At 52.0% G+C, this 17811-nt stretch carries 19 protein-coding genes and 1 tRNA gene; 14 read left to right on the top strand and 6 right to left on the bottom strand.

Going from position 1 to position 17811, the window contains the following annotated elements:
• The first annotated feature begins 61 nt into the window (after positions 1 to 61).
• Complete coding sequence (locus tag ABNS49_RS10750) at positions 62 to 976, top strand: alpha/beta hydrolase (RefSeq protein ID WP_135980569.1); 915 nt, start codon at positions 62 to 64, stop codon at positions 974 to 976.
• Here the strand turns inward: ABNS49_RS10750 and ABNS49_RS10745 are convergent.
• Positions 961 to 1926: a TIGR01212 family radical SAM protein gene (locus tag ABNS49_RS10745; protein ID WP_135980568.1), complete on the bottom strand. Its 966-nt coding sequence runs from the start codon at positions 1924 to 1926 to the stop codon at positions 961 to 963. The genes ABNS49_RS10750 and ABNS49_RS10745 overlap by 16 nt on opposite strands.
• Entirely contained in the window at positions 1923 to 2936 is a 1014-nt protein-coding gene (gene aroF / locus ABNS49_RS10740; protein ID WP_135980567.1) for a 3-deoxy-7-phosphoheptulonate synthase, read from the bottom strand. The genes ABNS49_RS10745 and aroF overlap by 4 nt, the downstream gene beginning before the upstream one ends.
• Positions 2937 to 3286: 350 nt before the next feature.
• Here aroF and raiA point away from each other — a divergent pair, with 350 nt between their 5' ends.
• The 5 genes from raiA to ABNS49_RS10715 all read left to right on the top strand — a co-directional run bounded on the left by raiA (position 3287) and on the right by ABNS49_RS10715 (position 9740).
• Positions 3287 to 3820: a ribosome-associated translation inhibitor RaiA gene (raiA, locus tag ABNS49_RS10735; protein WP_135980566.1), complete on the top strand. Its 534-nt coding sequence runs from the start codon at positions 3287 to 3289 to the stop codon at positions 3818 to 3820.
• Positions 3821 to 4044: 224 nt separating this feature from the next.
• Positions 4045 to 4485, top strand: coding sequence for a cell division protein SepF (gene sepF / locus ABNS49_RS10730; RefSeq protein WP_135980565.1), 441 nt, complete (start codon positions 4045 to 4047; stop codon positions 4483 to 4485).
• Between the two features lie 65 nt (positions 4486 to 4550).
• Entirely contained in the window at positions 4551 to 5285 is a 735-nt protein-coding gene (locus ABNS49_RS10725; protein WP_135980564.1) for a YlmH/Sll1252 family protein, read from the top strand.
• A 245-nt stretch (positions 5286 to 5530) separates the two neighbouring features.
• Positions 5531 to 8260 carry an isoleucine--tRNA ligase gene (ileS, locus tag ABNS49_RS10720; protein WP_135980563.1) on the top strand — a complete coding sequence of 910 codons (2730 nt, stop codon included), beginning with the start codon at positions 5531 to 5533 and terminating at the stop codon, positions 8258 to 8260.
• A 73-nt stretch (positions 8261 to 8333) separates the two neighbouring features.
• On the top strand, positions 8334 to 9740 hold the full coding sequence (locus ABNS49_RS10715) for an amidophosphoribosyltransferase (RefSeq protein ID WP_135980562.1): 1407 nt from the start codon (positions 8334 to 8336) through the stop codon (positions 9738 to 9740).
• A gap of 50 nt (positions 9741 to 9790) precedes the next feature.
• On the opposite strand, the gene ABNS49_RS10710 is transcribed toward ABNS49_RS10715, so the two are convergent.
• Positions 9791 to 10234 (bottom strand): hypothetical protein, encoded by a 444-nt coding sequence (locus ABNS49_RS10710; protein WP_135980561.1) that lies wholly within the window; start codon positions 10232 to 10234, stop codon positions 9791 to 9793.
• Positions 10235 to 10414: 180 nt separating this feature from the next.
• Positions 10415 to 10669 carry a DUF2500 family protein gene (locus ABNS49_RS10705; protein WP_135980560.1) on the bottom strand — a complete coding sequence of 85 codons (255 nt, stop codon included), beginning with the start codon at positions 10667 to 10669 and terminating at the stop codon, positions 10415 to 10417.
• Positions 10670 to 10762: 93 nt separating this feature from the next.
• Between ABNS49_RS10705 and ABNS49_RS10700 the strand changes: the two genes are divergently transcribed.
• Positions 10763 to 10847, top strand: a tRNA-Leu gene (locus ABNS49_RS10700).
• Positions 10848 to 10924: 77 nt separating this feature from the next.
• Here the strand turns inward: ABNS49_RS10700 and epsC are convergent.
• Together epsC and ABNS49_RS10690 are read right to left on the bottom strand one after the other, a co-directional pair.
• Positions 10925 to 11533: a serine O-acetyltransferase EpsC gene (gene epsC, locus ABNS49_RS10695; RefSeq protein ID WP_135980559.1), complete on the bottom strand. Its 609-nt coding sequence runs from the start codon at positions 11531 to 11533 to the stop codon at positions 10925 to 10927.
• A 99-nt stretch (positions 11534 to 11632) separates the two neighbouring features.
• Positions 11633 to 12739 carry an FAD:protein FMN transferase gene (locus ABNS49_RS10690; protein ID WP_135980558.1) on the bottom strand — a complete coding sequence of 369 codons (1107 nt, stop codon included), beginning with the start codon at positions 12737 to 12739 and terminating at the stop codon, positions 11633 to 11635.
• A 252-nt stretch (positions 12740 to 12991) separates the two neighbouring features.
• On the opposite strand from ABNS49_RS10690, the gene ABNS49_RS10685 reads away from it, so the two are divergent.
• From ABNS49_RS10685 to ABNS49_RS10655, 7 genes are read left to right on the top strand one after another with little or no spacing between them, the layout of a single operon-like run.
• The gene (locus ABNS49_RS10685; protein ID WP_135980557.1) at positions 12992 to 14281 is read left to right on the top strand and encodes an RnfABCDGE type electron transport complex subunit C; all 1290 of its coding nucleotides are present in this window, start codon (positions 12992 to 12994) and stop codon (positions 14279 to 14281) included.
• A 16-nt stretch (positions 14282 to 14297) separates the two neighbouring features.
• On the top strand, positions 14298 to 15461 hold the full coding sequence (locus ABNS49_RS10680; protein ID WP_135980556.1) for an RnfABCDGE type electron transport complex subunit D: 1164 nt from the start codon (positions 14298 to 14300) through the stop codon (positions 15459 to 15461).
• Positions 15458 to 15967: an FMN-binding protein gene (locus tag ABNS49_RS10675; RefSeq protein ID WP_135980555.1), complete on the top strand. Its 510-nt coding sequence runs from the start codon at positions 15458 to 15460 to the stop codon at positions 15965 to 15967. Before ABNS49_RS10680 ends, ABNS49_RS10675 begins: the two co-directional genes overlap by 4 nt.
• A gap of 10 nt (positions 15968 to 15977) precedes the next feature.
• Positions 15978 to 16634 (top strand): electron transport complex subunit E, encoded by a 657-nt coding sequence (locus ABNS49_RS10670; protein ID WP_135980554.1) that lies wholly within the window; start codon positions 15978 to 15980, stop codon positions 16632 to 16634.
• A gap of 4 nt (positions 16635 to 16638) precedes the next feature.
• The gene (locus ABNS49_RS10665) at positions 16639 to 17214 is read left to right on the top strand and encodes an RnfABCDGE type electron transport complex subunit A (protein ID WP_135980553.1); all 576 of its coding nucleotides are present in this window, start codon (positions 16639 to 16641) and stop codon (positions 17212 to 17214) included.
• Positions 17214 to 17408: a hypothetical protein gene (locus tag ABNS49_RS10660; protein ID WP_135980552.1), complete on the top strand. Its 195-nt coding sequence runs from the start codon at positions 17214 to 17216 to the stop codon at positions 17406 to 17408. Before ABNS49_RS10665 ends, ABNS49_RS10660 begins: the two co-directional genes overlap by 1 nt.
• 2 nt (positions 17409 to 17410) lie before the next feature.
• The gene (locus ABNS49_RS10655; protein ID WP_135980551.1) at positions 17411 to 17716 is read left to right on the top strand and encodes a (Fe-S)-binding protein; all 306 of its coding nucleotides are present in this window, start codon (positions 17411 to 17413) and stop codon (positions 17714 to 17716) included.
• Positions 17717 to 17811: the final 95 nt, after the last annotated feature.

The raw sequence follows: 17811 nt of genomic DNA, 5'->3' as shown, positions 1-17811 counted from the left end.
CGTTTTTTTGTGTTTTCTTCACGACGCTGCGAGGAAGCGGTGGTATACTTTTATTGAGGTGATGTTCATGTGGATCCTGATCATCCTGCTTATCGTGGCCGCGACGGCAGGGCTTTTGTTTTTGATCGGCCATGTGTTTTACAGCGTGTGCCTGTACATGAAAAACGACAAACAGTATATCACCGGACCGATCGTGATGGACAAGCGCACCCAGAAATATGAAAAAATCTTTTTGACTTACGGCCCGCAGGATGTGTACTTGACGAACCGCCAGGGATTGCGGCTGCATGGCATCGAAGTGGACCAGCACGCCAGCAAATGGGCGATTCTCATGCACGGGTACATGGGCCGCAACGGCGAGCTTGTCGATGTCGCCGACTTCTTTTTGGAAGAAGGCTACAATGTCCTGTCCCTTTCGCAGCGCGCCCACAACAAAAGCGAAGGCAAGGCGGTCAGCATGGGATATTACGAGAGCGACGACCTCGTGGACTGGATCCGGTACGTCGTGCAAAAAGATCCAAACTGCTCCATCGTGCTGTATGGCGTGTCCATGGGGGCCGCTACCGTGATGATGAGCCTGGCTAAAAACCTGCCCGCCAACGTCAAGGCGTGCATCGAGGACTGCGGCTACACGAGCGCGTGGGACGAATTCTCGTACCAACTAAAAAAGATGGCGCATTTGCCACCTTTTCCAGTTGTTCATGTCGCGAGTCTGATTACGAAACTGCGCGGCGGTTTTCGGTTCAAAGACGCCGATCCGCTTGGCGCGGTGCACCGTTCGCACATTCCGACGCTGTTCATTCACGGAACGAAAGACGAGTTCGTTCCAACGCATATGGTGTTCAAGTTGTACCATTTCGCCCATTATCCCAAACAGCTGCTGCTCATCGAGGGCGGGGAGCACGCCATCGCCCGCTATCAAGATCCCGCGCTGTATTTTTCCACGCTTCGCGAGTGGATTCACACGTATGTGTGATTCTTGCCTTGCCACGTGTCCCATTCGACCATCCGCTGATCAATCGCGTTGAGAACGATGGTCTTTTTTAATGTCCATTCCGGCGCGATAAGCTCGCTTTGAATCGCGTCGCCGGTCAGCCGCTCCACGATCATGTCGGCAGGCAGGCATTCCAGCTGGCGCACGACGACATCGACATACGCCTGGCGGCTGAGCAGCGCAAAGGGATGATGGACGAAGTCGGCGCCCATCTTCGAGTTTTTGACGATATGCAGCATATGGATCTTGATGGCGTCGGGACGGGCCGCCGCCACCTGTCTGGCGCTTTCCAGCATGTCATCCTCGCTCTCGCCGGGAAGGGAGTTGATGAGATGGACACACGTTTTGATCGGTGTGCGTTTTAACCGTTCGATCCATTGAAAAACGATGGCGGAATCGTGGGCGCGGTTGAGCGCGTCCATCGTTTTGTCGTGGACGCTTTGCAAGCCCAGCTCGATCCACACTTCTTTTTGTTTGGCTCGTTCGGCCAAATAGGCGACGATTTCCTCGCTTAAACAATCGGCCCGGGTCGCGATACACACGCCTTGCACGTCGTCGCGCGCAAAAAACGGGTCGTAAATCGCCTGCAATGTTTCCAGCGGCGCGTACGTGTTCGTGTACGACTGGAAATACGCGAAGCCAAGGCAGTCCGGCCATTTTTGCCGCATCCGCCCCAGCCCTTCCTCGTACTGTCTGGACAGCGTGTCGAAGAAGGCGGGAATGGAGTCGCCCGAGCCAAGAGACGAGCAAAAGGCGCATCCGCCCACGCTTTTGGTTCCGTCGCGGTTAGGACAGGTGAACCCGGCGTTCAGCGGGACTTTCGCGACTTTTTTTCCGTACTTCTTTCGAAAATAGTGGTCGATCGTATAGTAGCGCTTATTCGTGTGGGAATACGGAAACGGATTGGTTTTGACTTGATTCGGTTTTCTCATAGCGAGCGGCCGATGACGTGGGCGATCGCTTTGCCTTTGGCGATCAAATCGTTGAACTTGGCCGGCTTCAAGCTTTGCGCCCCGTCGGACCACGCGTTTTCCGGATCGTCGTGCACTTCGATGATCAAACCGTCGGCTCCCGCGGCGATCGCGGCCAGCGAAAGCGACTCGATCAGTTTATAGTCGCCTGCCGCGTGGGACGGGTCGATGATGATTGGCAAATGGGTGCGCTCTTTAATGATCGGAATGACGGCGAGATCAAGCGTGTTGCGGGTGTACGTTTCAAAGGTTCGAATGCCGCGCTCGCAGAAGATGACGTTCGGATTGCCTTCGGCCATGATGTATTCGGCGGCCATGATCCACTCCTCGATCGTGTTGCACAAGCCGCGCTTGAGAAGGACCGGCTTTTTGGTGCGGCCTACCGCCTTGAGCAAGTCGAAGTTTTGCATGTTGCGGGCGCCGATTTGGATAATATCGACGTATTGGACGAATTCATCGAGCTTGTCGATGGACATGAGCTCGGATACGACAGGCAGACTGGTCGCCTCTTTGGCTTTGACTAAATCGAGAACGCCCTCGGTTCCCAGCCCCTGGAAGGCGTACGGGGAAGTTCTTGGCTTGTAGGCACCTCCGCGCAGCATGTCGGCGCCCGCCTCTTTGACTTCCTTGGCGATGCGCACGATTTGTTCTTCGCTTTCTACCGAGCAGGGTCCGCCGATAAGGACGATTTTTTTGCCGCCAATCAAAATGCCGTCCACGTTCACGATCGTGTCTTCGGGATGGAACATGCGGTTGGCGAGCTTGTACGGCTGGGCGACGCGCTGGACGTTCGTGACGATCGGATTGGCCTGGATGTTTTTCTCGTCGACTTTGGATGTGTCGCCAACAAGGCCGAACACGTTGTAGTTGGCGCCCTGGATGAACGTGACTTGCAGGTCCTGGCTTTCGAAACGGCGCAGCAGCTTGTCGACTTCGGCCTGAGGCGCGGATTTTTTCAATGTGATAATCATAACTTTCCTCCTTGATATGAATCTGAAAAGAAAAAGGCATTCCATTGCGGGAAATGCCTTTTTGGAACACCTGCTGAAAAATCAAACGGCGAAGGTTTGATGCTGCGGGTGTTAGTGGATAAATCGAAAGGATTTTGTCGGATTCATGGGTTCAGTGTATCGAAATTTTCATTTTTTTTCAAGCGCTTTTGAAAACGGAAACCGACGTATCGCAAAAAACGTGTGGCGAAAATGGATGAAAAAGTGTCTTTTACGCATGAAAGCGCTTAAAGTTTCGCCAATACCGGAACATTGTGGTAAAATACAAGTAACCAAAGGATCGTTGGATCCTATACAAGGAGGTATTGAGTATGAAAGTCAATATTGTTGGAAAAAACATCACAGTGACGGAGGCGATCGCGGAAAAGATCAAGAAAAAGCTGACCGTACTCAACAAGTACTTCATCATCGACGATGACGATACGGCCAATGTTTTGATTCGTACATACCCTACAAAACAAAAAATTGAAATTACGATTCCGACGCGGTTCGCGATTTTGCGGGCCGAAGTAAGCGACGACGATTTGTATCGCGCGATCGACCGGGCCATTGACAAGCTGGAGGATCAGGTTCGCCGGCAAAAGACGCGCATCACGAAAAAGAACTCGCATCCGCTTTCGGAAGCGTTCCTCGATCTGGAACTGTTCGACGAGGAGGAAGTGAGCGACGACGAGATCGTCCGGACCAAATCCATTGTTCCTGAATTGATGTCGCTTGACGAGGCCATCACGAAGATGGAGCTGCTCGACCATGATTTCTTCATTTACACCGACGACGAGACGAACAAGATCGCGGTCGTGTACCGCCGCCACGATGGAGGTTATGGTTTGATCGAAACCGAATAAGCAAAAGCCCGATTCGGGCTTTTTATTTTTTTTTAGATTTTTAGTTTTTTAATTTCCCGAGTTGTGATATAGTCATATGTGCAATGCGTGCATTGCGGATTTCCAGTGAAGAAGAGTTTACATAATCAAAAAATGAGACACGCGAATGGTCTGGAGAATAGGTTTTAATTCCTTTCCTTCGAAAAAACTGTGTTATAATTATGTACGATAAGGAGGTTTATCACATGGGATTTATAGATAAAGTCAAAGAATTTGTTGCTCCGATTGATGAGAGTGAAGAAGAAAACTCTGTATACGAAACTCAAACGGTACGCAAAAGCGAAGTTGACGTAGAACCTCAAAGCCAGTATGAAAGACCTAAAAACCGTTCGAACGCATCCACTTTAAATCCAAATACAAAGATGGTTTTGTTTGAACCAAGAAGTTTTGGAGAAGCGGAAGAAGTTGGTCTTCGTCTTAAAGAGGGGCGCGCGGTCGTTGTGAATCTACATAAATTGGATCGTGAATACGCACAGCGCACGATTGATTTCCTGACCGGTGTCGTATTCGCGCTGGATGGCAAGATCCAGAAAATCGGACAAAACGTTATTTTGTGCTCACCGCAGCAGATTGGCGTTTCCGGACAGATCTCCCTGGGTGATCCAGACGATCTAGACGAAGCGTAATCCGCCAAGTCCATTGGCACTTTACCGTCCAGCCGGGCGGCTTTTTTTTGGAATGGAGGCAAAAAATGATCAGACAAGGACATGAATGGTTTATCGCGAAAATCAAGGATATGACCGCGCTGTGTCAGCGTCGCCAGCAGCCGGTTACGACCGGGTTTCTCACCCTGGCCGAGCAGGAAATCGTCAAGACGCTCGCCGGAAACCAGCTGACGCTTCAAATGAATGGCGGCTATGAGGACGCGGAACGCAAAATCGCGCGGCTTTCCCCGTATCCGTGCCAGGCGCCAAACGTATGCGTTTTGACGGCGCGCTACGATGGGCGCTTTGGCAAGGCGCTGACCCACAAGGATATTTTGGGCGCGCTCATGCACTTGGGCATCGAGCGGGAAACGATCGGGGATTTGCTGGTGATGGAAGAGCGGCTGTACATTTTTTGTACCGAGGGGATGGCGGACTACATCGCCTCGTCTTTGACGCAAATCGGCCGGCACAGCGTTTCCTTTTCGGAAGGGGAGGTCGGCGAGCCATTGCGCATCATGCGCGAGCAAATCACGGTCAACGTGGCGGGACTGCGGCTCGATGCCGTCGTGGCGGCCTTAGCCCATTGCTCGAGAGCGAAAGCGAAAGCGATGCTCAAGCAGGGACTTGTGAAAGTCAACGATGTTGTGCTTGATGAAAACAGGCAGATGTGTAATAATGACTTTGTTTCTATCCGCAAAATCGGACGGTTCCGCTTTCTCGACGTGGTCAGCACGACAAGAAAAGACCGGTTCGTGCTGCGGTTTGAAAAGTATATGTAGGCAATGAGAAAGACGCGTCGTCTGCCGCCGACCATGATCAGAGAGCGCTCGCACCGGTGAGAGAGCGTGATGGAACAGGCAGGGGGTATCCCTTTCGAGCTGGCATGCCGAACGAAAAGTAGGTTTGCCCGGAACAGGCCGTTACCCTGTCGAGTGCCCGGAGCTTCCGGGAACCTTGGTGGTACCGCGTGATTGACGTCCTTGGAACAGGACGTCTTTTTTTTGTTGAACAGGAGGGAGAACACATGGATTACAAAGACACATTGCATATGCCGAAAACCGGCTTTGAAATGCGTGGAAATCTCACGAAGAAAGAACCGAAATACCAAAAACGCTGGCAGGAGGAGCAGTTGTACGACAAGATGCTGGCGCGCCGCGAAGACGCGAAGCCGTTCGTGCTGCATGACGGCCCTCCATACGCCAACGGAGACATTCACCTGGGACACGCCTTGAACAAGATTTTGAAGGATGTCATCAACAAGTCGAAGTTCATGGAAGGCTACAAGGTACCTTACATTCCAGGATGGGACACGCATGGCCTGCCAATCGAGACAGCGGTCACGAAGCTGGGGTACGACCGCAAGAAAATGGACATCGCGGCGTTCCGAAAAGTATGCTACGACTACGCGATGGAGCAAGTCGAAAAACAAAAAGCGGGCTTTTTGTCGCTTGGAAGCATCGGGGACTACGACCATCCATACATTACCTTGACGAAAGATTTTGAAGCGGAACAAATCCGGATCTTTGGAAAGATGGCGATGGAGGGCCTTATTTATAAAGGGCTGAAGCCGGTATACTGGTCGCCATCAAGCGAATCGGCGCTGGCCGAGGCGGAAGTCGAATACAAAGACATCAAGTCGCCGACCATTTTTGTGAAATTCCAAGTCAAAGACGGCAAAGGCGTGCTGGATACGGATACGCATTTCGTCATCTGGACGACGACGCCTTGGACCATTCCGGGCAACAAAGCCATCGCCCTGCATCCAAACATGGAGTACGCCCTGGTCGATACCGACCACGGCAAGCTGGTCGTGCTTCGCGAACTGGTGGAAGATCTCATGCCAAAATTCGGCGTGGAGCAATACCAAATCACGCAAACGTTCCAGGGCAAGGAACTGGAGCTCATCACGACGACGCATCCGCTCTATCCGGAAAAGGAAAGCCTGGTCGTGCTCGCGGACTATGTGACGGCCGACGCCGGAACAGGCTGCGTCCATACGGCACCGGCGTTTGGTGTAGACGACTTTAACACCGGCATGCGGTACGGACTGGCCATGGATGTCAACGTCGACGAGCAAGGAAAGCTGATGGCGGGAACAGGCGCCAATTTGGAAGGCTTGTATGTGGAGGACGCTAACAAAGTCGTCACCCAGACATTGGACGAGCTGGGCGCGCTGCTCAATTTGACGTTTATCACGCACTCCTATCCGCATGACTGGCGGACGAAAAAACCAATCATTTTCCGGGCGACGACGCAATGGTTCGCTTCGATCGACAAAATTCGCGACCAGCTCCTTGAGCAGATCCACTCGATTTCGTGGGTTCCGGCGTGGGGAGAGGGTCGCATGCACAACATGATTGCCGACCGTGGCGACTGGTGCATTTCCCGGCAGCGTCTGTGGGGCGTTCCGATTCCGATTTTCTATGGCGAGGACGACACGCCGATCATGGATCAAAACGTGTTCGACCACGTGGCAGACTTGTTCGCCGAGTTTGGCTCGAATGTGTGGTTTGAGAAAGACGCCGACGAGCTGCTGCCGGCTGGCTACACGAACGAGCATTCGCCAAACGGCATCTTCCGCAAGGAAACGGACACGATGGATGTCTGGTTTGATTCGGGATCGTCGCATACCGGCGCGATGATCGGGCGCGGTCTTGGCTATCCGGCTGATTTGTATTTTGAAGGATCGGATCAGTACCGCGGCTGGTTCAACTCGTCGCTCATCGTCGGAACGGCTGTGTATGGGCAGGCGCCATACAAGCAGGTGCTTTCGCATGGCTTCGTCATGGACGAAAAAGGCGTCAAGATGTCCAAATCGCAATGGAACGCGGTGGCGCCAGGCGAGATCACGAAAAAGTTCGGCGCGGATATTTTGCGTCTGTGGGCGACGAGCGTCGACTACCAGGCCGATTGCTCGATGGGACAAAACATCTTGAAACAGGTGGCGGAAAACTATCGGAAAGTGCGCAACACGTTCCGCTTCCTCATGGCCAACCTGGATAACAACACCTTCACGAAAGCCGATCTTGTACCAACCGGCGAACTGAGCCCGCTGAACACGTATGTGCTTGTGAAGCTCAACCGCGTGGCACAGGAGTGCATCAAGGCGTATGACGAGTACCGGTTCGCGGACGTTGTCAGCCAGTTGACGAATTTCATGACCAACGAGTTGTCCGCCTACTATTTGGATTACACGAAAGACATTTTATACATTTTAAATGTGGACGATTCGCAGCGTCGGCAGGTGCAAACCGTTTTGTATTTGTGCCTCGATGTGCTGACAAGACTGTGGGCGCCGATTCTTTGCCATACGACTGAGGAAGTCAACGACTTCATGCATTTCGACGACGAGTCGATTCACTTGAGCTCGTTTGCGAGCGTGGATCTCGATGTCGATGCCAACCGCCTCGTCGAACAAATGGGCAAGCTGCTGGCAGTGCGCAAAGACGTGCTGAAAGCGCTCGAAATCGCCAGAGCGGACGGCTTGATCAAAAAATCGCTGGAAGCTTCGATTCGTTTGTTTGTCAGCGACGAAATCAGAGCGCTGTTTGAAGAAATCGTGCCAAATCCGGCGCAGTGGCTGATCGTGTCCGGCGTTGAATTTGTCGAGGAGCCGTTGACGGCTTTCGACGTGTGCGGCGTGGAAGTAGAGAAGGCGAAAGGCCATGTGTGCCCTCGCTGCTGGAACTACACGGAAAGCGAACACGAAGACGGATTGTGCGACCGATGCGCGCAAATTTTAAATCTCGAATAAAAAAAAGAGCAAGATTTTCGGATCTTGCTTTTGGTGTTATACTAAAAAGACAAAGAAAGGGAGGATTTTGAGTATGAGTGGCTTTTTTGGGGTTGCCTCAAAAGAAAGTTGTGTACTGGATTTGTTTTTTGGCATCGACTATCATTCGCATTTAGGAACGCGCCGCGCCGGCATGGCGGTATGGGGGGCAAACGGCTTTTCCCGCGCGATCCACAATATCGAGAACACGCCGTTTCGGACGAAATTCGACAAGGATCTCGACAGCTTTGAAGGAAAGATCGGGATCGGCTGCATTTCCGACTACGAATCCCAGCCCTTGCTGCTGCATTCCCATCTGGGCAGCTTCGCGATCACGACGGTTGGCCGAATCAACAATCTGGAAGGCTTGAAAGCGCATTGCTTTGAAAAAGGAATGACGCATTTTCAGGAAATGAGCGTGGGCGGCGTCAACCCGACCGAGCTGATCGGCGCGTTGATCAACCAGAAAAACTCGATTGTGGAAGGCTTGAAATCGGTGCAGGATTTGGTGGACGGCAGTATGAGCGTTTTGCTGATGAACAAAGACGGCATTTACGCGATGCGCGACAAAGCGGGAAGAACGCCGGTGATTGTCGGTCAAAAGGACAACGGATATTGCGTGACATTTGAGAGCAGCGCGTTTTTGAATTTGGGCTACACCCATATGAAAGACCTTGGACCGGGGGAAATCGACTTGATCACGCCAAAGGAAGTGCAAGTGCTGCAAAAGCCGTATACGCAAAAAAAAGTGTGTTCCTTCCTGTGGGTGTATTACGGGTATCCGACTTCGACCTATGAAGGGGTCAACGTGGAAACGATGCGCAACCGCTGCGGAAAAATTTTGGCCGCCCGCGACGATGTGGAGGTCGACAGCGTGGCCGGCGTTCCCGACTCGGGAATCGCGCACGCGATTGGCTACTCGAATGTGACCGGCATCCCGTTTTCAAGACCGTTTATTAAATACACGCCGACGTGGCCGCGTTCGTTTATGCCGACCAGCCAGGCGCAGCGCAACATGATCGCGAAGATGAAGCTCATTCCCGTGGCGGATTTAATCAAGGATAAAAAACTGCTGCTTATCGACGATTCCATCGTCCGGGGAACGCAGCTGGGCGAAACGACCGAGTTTCTTTATGAAAGCGGCGCGAAAGAGGTGCACGTCCGGCCGGCGTGCCCGCCGATTATGTTTGGCTGCAAGTATTTGAATTTTTCCCGTTCCAATTCGGAGCGCGAGCTCATTACCCGCCGGGTGATCGAAGAGATGGAAGGGGAGGACGTTTCGGTGGAAACGTTGCGGACGTACGCGGATCCCGACAGTCCGGAATACGCGACGATGTGCGAGAAAATCCGCGAGAAGCTCAATTTCACTTCCTTGCGCTATCATCGTCTGGACGATATGATCGAGTCGATCGGAATCGACGAGTGCGAGTTGTGCACGTATTGCTGGAACGGCAAGGAATAAATTAATAAAAAAGCTTTCCATGGACAGGGATTGTCGTGGAAAGCTTTTTTTCAGGAATGACGAAGAGCAAAAAACGCTTTGGCCGGCAGCGCGGCTTTCAGGTCCTCAAGCGTTGGCAGGGAAGGCTCCTTCTCGCCTTTTTGAACGAGTGGAACGCCTTCGTTGTATAAATACTGAATGTATTCGATTGCCTGGTATGGATCGGGAAGCAAGAGGAGAAACCGTCCCATTCGGATGCGGGAAGGTTCCCAGACGTATTGGTCGTTTTCCTTTTTGTACTTCAGGCTAAGCTGATAATAGGAAGGAAACACTTTTTGATCTTCCAGCGTGAGCTGACCGGATCTAGGCGGTTCGACGCCGAATTTTTCCTTGAACATTTTTTCTTTTTGCTGCTGTCGGGAATTCTTTTGATGCTTTTTCCAAAACACGAATCCGATCGCGGCCACGCAGACGACGATCAAAACCTCTAAAACAATAACAATGGTGTTTTTCATGGAATACCTCCTTTTTTAGGATGAGAAAATTATAAGACTATTTTCTGAAAAAATCATCCCTAATTTTGAAAGAGTAAGATAAAATTTTCTATTTACTTGAGTAAAGTAAATTGCCGACAGCCTCAACGAAATAGGACTTTCCTATAAGTATAATTGATTTTTTGGGTTGCGTGCCTGGTTTTACATCTTGAAATCTTTGATCCATGAACCAAAGGAAACAATGTTGTAGCCTTGATACACGAGAAGTCCCTGCATGCCGATTTCCACGGCCTGGAATTCGAAGACGCTGACTTCGAAAGAAAGGGGCTTGCCGTCCGCCATAAAATCAAGTTCATACATATCCATTGGATTTTCGAGTCCCTCGACCGCGTTGTAGGAGGAAACTCTTTTGTTGACGAGTGTCGCTTCGACACGAATGGTTTCTGCTTTTTTCATGGGATCATTATACGGCAGGAGAAAAGAATTTAAAAATATGGTGCTTTCGGGATTGACTTCGGCCGCGGGGTTTGATATTATAGTCCTGCACTTGCGGAGATGGCGAAATTGGTAGACGCGCTAGCTTCAGGCGCTAGTGAGGCAACTCATGTGGGTTCGAGTCCCGTTCTCCGCACCATGTGTAAATTCAGCCCTTGAATAAAGGGCTTTTTTTTATGCGTCTGACAAAAAAAGATGCCGGCCGACATCTTTTTTTTATTTTTTTCTTTGACCGTCATCGTCCAGCTTTCGAAGCACGGTGTTGAGCTTGCCTTCCAGCGAGGCGATGTTGGGCACGTCGATCCGGCCGTACTGGTTGCGAATAGCGTATGCCGGCGCGGGAATCATCGTCGTGTCGGCCGGAACGTCCTTGATGATGATGGAGCCCGCGCCAATCCGGCAGCCGTGGTGAAGCACGATATTGCCAATGATTTTCGACCCGGCGCCGATGACGACATCGCTTTCGATGGTCGGATGACGTTTTCCGGTGACTTTGCCTGTGGCGCCAAGCGTCACGCCTTGATAAATCATGACCCGGTCGTGAATGACGCACGTTTCGCCAATGACGACTCCGCTGCCGTGGTCGATAAACACTTTTTCGCCAATCGTGGCGCCGGGATGGATGTCGATTCCGGTTTTTTGCTGGGCGCGCAGCGAGAGGATCCGGGCAAGCGCCGGATGCCTGGGATAAAGCTTATGGGTGAAATACCAGGTCTTTAACGCCCGGAATCCTGGCATGAACCAAATTTCAAGGGTGGAAGAAAGCGAGGGATCGTTGTGTTTGATCCATTCGATTTCCTGTTTAATAAACTGAATAAATTGCATAGCGTCACCTTCTCGGGTTTATTGTTCCTTATTTTGGACGCGACCACAAATGAAAAGCATTTTCGGCACAAAAAAAGAGATCTCGCGATCTCTTCGGGCTTACATTGTCAGTTTGAGCGCGTCCTTCAATCCCGGCGTGCAGTAAATATTGTACTGCGGGGTCTTGAAATCCGGCTCCAAACCGGGAACGGACTGCTCCTTGTCGGTAATCCATACCGCTTGCAACGCGTTGTCTTCGCAAAATTTCATGCCGTCTTCCACACGCATGCAAAACAGGGTCGTGCTCATGGCGTCCGCCCATGCCGACTGGTCGGCGTCGGCAATGACCGTCACGCTGCGCATGAACGCCGCCGGATAGCCGGTCGTCGGGTCGATAATGTGGGAATAGCGTTTGCCATCCACTTCCATATAACGCTGATAGTCGCCGCTTGTCACCATCACGACCGGGCGCCGGGTGACAAACTGGACGACGCTTGGCGACTGGTCGGGCGACTGGATGCCAATAACCCAGTCTTTGCCGTCGGGCTTCTCACCCAGCAGCACAACGTTTCCGCCAGCGTTGATGTAGCCGTTGTCCAGACCCGCCTCGTGCAGGCGCTTGGCGCACACACCCGCCGTATATCCTTTCGCGATCGCGCCTAGATCCAGTTTCAAGTTCGGATCGGTGAAGGCGACGGTGTTTTTGTCGTGGTCGATTGCCAGCGCGGCGATGCCTTCGTGCTGGCGGGCGGCCTGGATGTCGGCGTCCTTTGGCACATAGGGGGTGTCGGCTTCTCTGGCGTCATGCCAAAGCGTGAGCACTTTGCCTTCGCTGATATCGAATCGCTCGTCCATTTCGCCGGCCCGTATCGCCATGTCGAGACATTCGATCATCGCTTTGGGTACTTCGACGGGGTGGTCGTACGCTTCCTGATTCAAGGTGTAGACGTTGTTGACGCCCTCGTATTCATCATATTGGTCGAAAATCTTGTTGTAGTCGACAAATGTCGATTTCAGGATGGATTCGTATTTTTCAAATTCAGCCTCGGTGCACGTGGCTTGAAATGTGATTGGCGTGTCGAAACCTAAATCCGTATACGTTTCGTTGAACGTCTGGACGGCCGATTTAGGACGATAAGTGGTCGAGGCGACCAGCGCGATAACAAGCACCAGAAACGCGATCGAGCCAAAGATCCAGTATTTCGTATTTGTGTTCTTCTTTTCCATACATTCTATTATACCCGCAAACGCGGAATTCGACAGGGAAATCCATGGAGATTTTCCGGTTTTGTCCAAAGGGGGAACACGCGAGGGAAAGAGAGACAACGCGAGGGAATTTGTTCAGATAATTATTTGATGGAATTCTTTAGATAAAGTTAAAAAACTGTTTTTGTGAATAGTTTAGCATACGTCATTGAATCTTTCAAGAAAATAGAATAGAATTATCCATGTATAACAAATGGAGGTAAAGGGAAAAATATGTCACTTTTTCTAGGAAAAATGTGTCAACACATCCCTGGTCATAAGGCCGAGACCGAACATGAAAAAGTTCTGGAAATCATGCCCGCGAAGGAAGTCTACATTCCTTTAGTCGCAGGCAACAATACTGATTTTGAAGTCTTGGTTCACGAAGGTGACCAGGTATTTGTTGGTACAAAGCTGGCACAGACAAAATCCGGTTTTGTCGTTCCGATTTATTCAAGCGTTTCCGGCGTGTTTACCGGGATCGCCAAACGGATGCACTCGTCGCTGCGTCCGCAACCGCATATGGTCATTCAAGTGGATCATAAACAAACCGCAATCCAGGCGTTTGCGCCGATTCGATACGAAAACGCGTCCCGGGAGGAACTGGTGGAGTTTACGAAAAACGCCGGTTTGGTCGGCTTGGGCGGCGCTGGATTTCCCACGTATGTCAAATACTTGAAGCCAAACGGCATTGACACCGTGCTCATCAACGGCGTCGAATGCGAGCCGTACATCACGGCGGACTATAAAATGATGATGGACGATCCGAAGCATCTTGTGACCGGCGCGCTCATCATGAAGAAAATGGCGGAAGCGCAGCGTGTGATCATCTGTATTAAAAAGACGCACCCGGATTTGATTTCCGTGGTGAAACAGGCGGCTGAAAACACCGGCGTGGAAGTGCGCGAGGTGCCGGACGTTTATCCAATGGGATGGGAGCGCGTGCTTGTCCGCGAAGTGCTGCACAAAGAGTACGGCAACCTGCCAGCCGAGGCCGGATGCATCGTGAACAACGCCGGCACCGCGATCGAGCTGGCCCGCATGATGGAGCATGGCGAGGCGATCGCCAATAAAATCGTGACGGTTTCGGGCGCGGGTGTCAAAGATCCAATGAACGTCAGCGTGCCAGTCGGCATGCCGGTCAAGGAAATTTTCGAACATACAGGATTCAAGCTGGACTCCGTTCGATTGATCGCGGGCGGTCCGATGATGGGAAAAGCCATTCCAAACGACATGTTCGTCATCGACCGGGCGATGAACGCCTTGACGATTCTTGACAATCCGGCGGACAACGCCATCGCGTGTCTGCGATGCGGCAGCTGTTCCGACCACTGTCCGGCCGGACTCCAGCCGGTTCGAATCGCCATGGCGATGAAGGAAGGCAACATCGAGGAGATGGAGCGCCGGCAGGCGATGAGCTGCATCGAGTGCGGCTTGTGCACGTATGTGTGCCCGTCCAAAATCGACGTGACGGAAAATGTACGCAAAGCGAAACGGGCGTTGGCTTTGCAGAAAAAGAAATAGGGGGCCATGAAAACATATGAAGTTTAATTTTCACGTAAGCCCGAATATCAAAGGAAAACAATCGACACAACACATCATGCGCGATTTGACCATCGGACTGATGATCATTTTCGCCTGCGCTTGCGCGTATTACGCCACAGCGTACGGTATGGAGTATTTGCTGCAGGCGGTGCTTTTGCTTGTCTGCTCGCTCGTGACGACGCTGGTGTGCGAAGTGATTTTCGCCAAAGCGACCAAACAGCCAATCAAGCCGTTTCTGGCGCACTCGTTTGGATGGGTGACGGCGATCATTTTGACGCTGATGTGCCCAATCACGATCACGCCGTACGCGTTGATCATCGCGACGGTGTTCGCGATCGTTGTCGGCCGTCTTCTTTTTGGTGGATTCGGACAAAATATCTTTAATCCGGCCGGTGTTGGCCGGGCGGTGATTTTCGCCGCGTTCACAGGCGCGACGACCGATCTTGTGACTTCGGCGACGCCAACCGCGCTGATCGCGGGCGACTACCATTGGCTGCCGGCCACGCCGGAAGTGCTGGAAAGCTTTTTGGAGCAGTTTGGCGGCTTCGGGTCGGTGGCGATGGGAACCTACGCCGGCGCGATGGGAGAAACCTTCACGATCGCGATTTTGCTCGTTGGATTGGTGCTGGCGCTTCGCCACGTTATCGACTGGCGCGTGCCGGTCGTGTATTTGGGCGGCATCGCGGTGATGACCGCGGTGATCGCGCTCATGGCCGGACTGGAATCGTACAACGGCATTCCGGCGTTCCTGTGGTATCCGGCGCTTCATTTGGTGACGGGCGGCGTCGTGTTCGGGGCCGTGTTCATGCTGACGGATCCGGTAACGAATCCGACAAGCGCGGCGGGCCGTGTGCTCTTTGCGCTGGGCGCGGCGATCCTGACGGTGTTGTTCCGAATGAAGGCCAACTTGCCGGAAGGCTGCCTGTACTCGATTTTGCTGATGAACATGTTCACGCCGATGATCGAGTCGGCACTGGACGGCAACCAGCTCAAGATTCGCAAAAAAGTGTATATTTCGTTCGCCTGCTTCTGTTTATGCGCGTTGGGCGTTTCGTTCTTCGCGGCGCAGACGATCGAGCCAGTCACGACATTGAAAACCTCGTCCAGCGCGACGGCGTACGTCGTGCCTGAAACGACGGAAGGGGAGGCCGCGCTATGAAACAAATCCTGCATTTGACTTTGTTTTTGGCGATCGTATCCGCGCTGGCGGGCGGCGCTTTGGCGTTTGCGAACCAAATGACCGCGCCGGTCATCCAGGCCAACAACGAACGGGCCGAAAAACAAGTGCTGCTTGAAATGTATCCGGACGCCAACGTCGATGAATTCGAAATCATGGACGTGACGACGGACAATCCAAGCATCAATAAAATTTATTCGTTTGAAAACAACTATATTTTCAATATGAGCGTTTCCGGCTACAAAGACGGGACGACATTCCTTGTCGCGATCGACAAAAATGATTTGAAAGTGACGGCCTTCAAGGCGATTTCCAACGGCGACACGAAAGGCATTGGTTCCAAGATCATGGAATCGGCGTTCGCAGAAGGCGTTGTCGGCAAAGAGGCAGCTGGTCCGATCGACACGATTTCGGGCGCGACCGTGACTTCGACACCAGTCGTCGACGGCATTCATCAGGCAGCCGATATTGCGGCTGGATTAGAATAGGGGGACTATCATGAACCGATTTGAAAATTTTAAAGCCGGTTTGATCAAAGACAACCCTGTATTCTCCTTGTACCTTGGTATTTGTTCGACGCTGGCCATCACGACAACCGTCAACAACGCGATTGGTATGGGAGCGGCAGTCATTATGGTTTTGATCTTATCCAACGTGATTATTTCGGCGATTCGAAAAATCGTGCCGGATGAGATCCGCATTCCGGTGTATATCGTGATTATCGCGACGCTCGTTAAGATCATCCAAATGCTGATCGAGGCCTACGCGCCGGCGTTGAACACGAGTCTGGGCGTCTTCATTCCGCTCATTGTCGTAAACTGTATTATTCTCGGGCGGGCGGAAGCGTTCGCCAGCAAACATGGCATCGCGGATTCCGCGCTGGATGGATTGGGAATGGGACTTGGCTACACGCTGGCTGTCGTGGCCATGTCGTTCATTCGTGAAGTGCTCGCGACTGGCGTTCTCAATTTAGTCAATCCGTTCAACGAGGCGCAAGTCTGGCTCAACGTGCGGCTGATTCCGGAAGCGTATACGATTTCGCTGTTCAATTCGCCGGTAGGTGCGTTTATCACCTTCGCGATTTTGGCAGCGCTCGTTGGCGCGTACAAAAAACACGCTGATGAAAAAGCGGCACAGGCCGGGGAGGTAAAGTAGAACTATGGGTGAATTGGTTACTTTGTTGGTGACAAGCGTTTTGATCAACAACGTCGTGCTCAACCAGTTTCTTGGAATGTGCCCGTTCATGGGTGTTTCAAGAAAGAAGAGCTCGGCAATCGGCATGGGCGTGGCCGTTATGTTCGTTATCGTCGTGGCTGCGCTGGTCACATATGGCCTGTACTATTTGGTACTTGTTCCGCTCCAGCTGCAATTCATGGATTTGATCACGTTCATTCTCGTCATTGCATCACTTGTGCAGCTGACGGAAATGTTTATTAAAAAGACAAGTCCGGCGCTGTACAAATCGCTCGGTGTTTACTTGCCGCTGATCACAACCAACTGCGTCGTGCTCAACGTGTGCCTTGTGAACATTTCGAACAGCTACAACTTCGCGCAGATGCTCGTATACTCGATTGGAACGCCGCTTGGCTTCGCGATCGTGCTGTACATCTTCTCGACGATTCGCGAGCGTCTGGATATCGCCAACGTTCCGGCGCCATTGAAAGGAAATCCAATCGCGTTGATCGTGGCCGCGATCATGGCGATGGCGTTCAGCGGATTTGCCGGTATCGTTTAATGCCGATTCAAACGATTCTTGGCGCGATCATTTTATTCGGCGGACTCGTTGGCGTCTATATCGTCTTGTTTTTGATGAACAAGCGGACGCCCCTGCCGCCTGGATGTGAAAATTTAAAAGCGGATTGCGATGGATGCAAGGACTATTCCTGCATGAACAATCCCAATCATGATAAGACAAAAGGAGGATCCTGAGTATGGTCAGTGCGATTTTGATGATGCTTGTCCTTGGCGCTTTGCTTGGATGCGGTCTGGCTTTGGCGAGCAAGTTTCTGCATGTGGAAGCCGATCCGCGCGTAGACTGGGTGACGGCCGCCCTTCCAAATTACAACTGCGGCGGCTGCGGCTACGCGGGCTGCGGCGCGTTGGCGGAAGCGATGGTTGGCGGCGACGTGACCGACTTCAAATGCAAGCCGTGCAAAGCGGACAAAAAAGCGGAAATCATCGAATACTTGAAAAGCACGCCCGGACCGGATGGCAGCACCATTACGATCAAGGGATAAAAAAAAACGGGGAAACCCGCAATGTCATTTAGTTAAGAAATGGCTTAACCATCTGGAGATTAATTTCCAGATGGTTTTTTTTGAAATGTGCACGA

The organism is uncultured Dubosiella sp. (assembly GCF_964018005.1).
GTDB lineage: Bacteria > Bacillota_I > Bacilli_A > Erysipelotrichales > Erysipelotrichaceae > Dubosiella > Dubosiella muris.
The sequence above is the reverse complement of the archived record's forward strand: the minus strand, read 5'-3'. Positions and strand labels throughout refer to the sequence as shown.

Bases quoted from the DNA above. Each gene is read 5' to 3' on its own strand.
- ABNS49_RS10750 (WP_135980569.1), top strand. From the start codon at position 62: ATGTTCATGTGGATCCTGATCATCCTGCTTATCGTGGCCGCGACGGCA.
- ABNS49_RS10745 (WP_135980568.1), bottom strand. From the start codon at position 1,926: ATGAGAAAACCGAATCAAGTCAAAACCAATCCGTTTCCGTATTCCCAC.
- aroF (WP_135980567.1), bottom strand. From the start codon at position 2,936: ATGATTATCACATTGAAAAAATCCGCGCCTCAGGCCGAAGTCGACAAG.
- raiA (WP_135980566.1), top strand. From the start codon at position 3,287: ATGAAAGTCAATATTGTTGGAAAAAACATCACAGTGACGGAGGCGATC.
- sepF (WP_135980565.1), top strand. From the start codon at position 4,045: ATGGGATTTATAGATAAAGTCAAAGAATTTGTTGCTCCGATTGATGAG.
- ABNS49_RS10725 (WP_135980564.1), top strand. From the start codon at position 4,551: ATGATCAGACAAGGACATGAATGGTTTATCGCGAAAATCAAGGATATG.
- ileS (WP_135980563.1), top strand. From the start codon at position 5,531: ATGGATTACAAAGACACATTGCATATGCCGAAAACCGGCTTTGAAATG.
- ABNS49_RS10715 (WP_135980562.1), top strand. From the start codon at position 8,334: ATGAGTGGCTTTTTTGGGGTTGCCTCAAAAGAAAGTTGTGTACTGGAT.
- ABNS49_RS10710 (WP_135980561.1), bottom strand. From the start codon at position 10,234: ATGAAAAACACCATTGTTATTGTTTTAGAGGTTTTGATCGTCGTCTGC.
- ABNS49_RS10705 (WP_135980560.1), bottom strand. From the start codon at position 10,669: ATGAAAAAAGCAGAAACCATTCGTGTCGAAGCGACACTCGTCAACAAA.
- epsC (WP_135980559.1), bottom strand. From the start codon at position 11,533: ATGCAATTTATTCAGTTTATTAAACAGGAAATCGAATGGATCAAACAC.
- ABNS49_RS10690 (WP_135980558.1), bottom strand. From the start codon at position 12,739: ATGGAAAAGAAGAACACAAATACGAAATACTGGATCTTTGGCTCGATC.
- ABNS49_RS10685 (WP_135980557.1), top strand. From the start codon at position 12,992: ATGTCACTTTTTCTAGGAAAAATGTGTCAACACATCCCTGGTCATAAG.
- ABNS49_RS10680 (WP_135980556.1), top strand. From the start codon at position 14,298: ATGAAGTTTAATTTTCACGTAAGCCCGAATATCAAAGGAAAACAATCG.
- ABNS49_RS10675 (WP_135980555.1), top strand. From the start codon at position 15,458: ATGAAACAAATCCTGCATTTGACTTTGTTTTTGGCGATCGTATCCGCG.
- ABNS49_RS10670 (WP_135980554.1), top strand. From the start codon at position 15,978: ATGAACCGATTTGAAAATTTTAAAGCCGGTTTGATCAAAGACAACCCT.
- ABNS49_RS10665 (WP_135980553.1), top strand. From the start codon at position 16,639: ATGGGTGAATTGGTTACTTTGTTGGTGACAAGCGTTTTGATCAACAAC.
- ABNS49_RS10660 (WP_135980552.1), top strand. From the start codon at position 17,214: ATGCCGATTCAAACGATTCTTGGCGCGATCATTTTATTCGGCGGACTC.
- ABNS49_RS10655 (WP_135980551.1), top strand. From the start codon at position 17,411: ATGGTCAGTGCGATTTTGATGATGCTTGTCCTTGGCGCTTTGCTTGGA.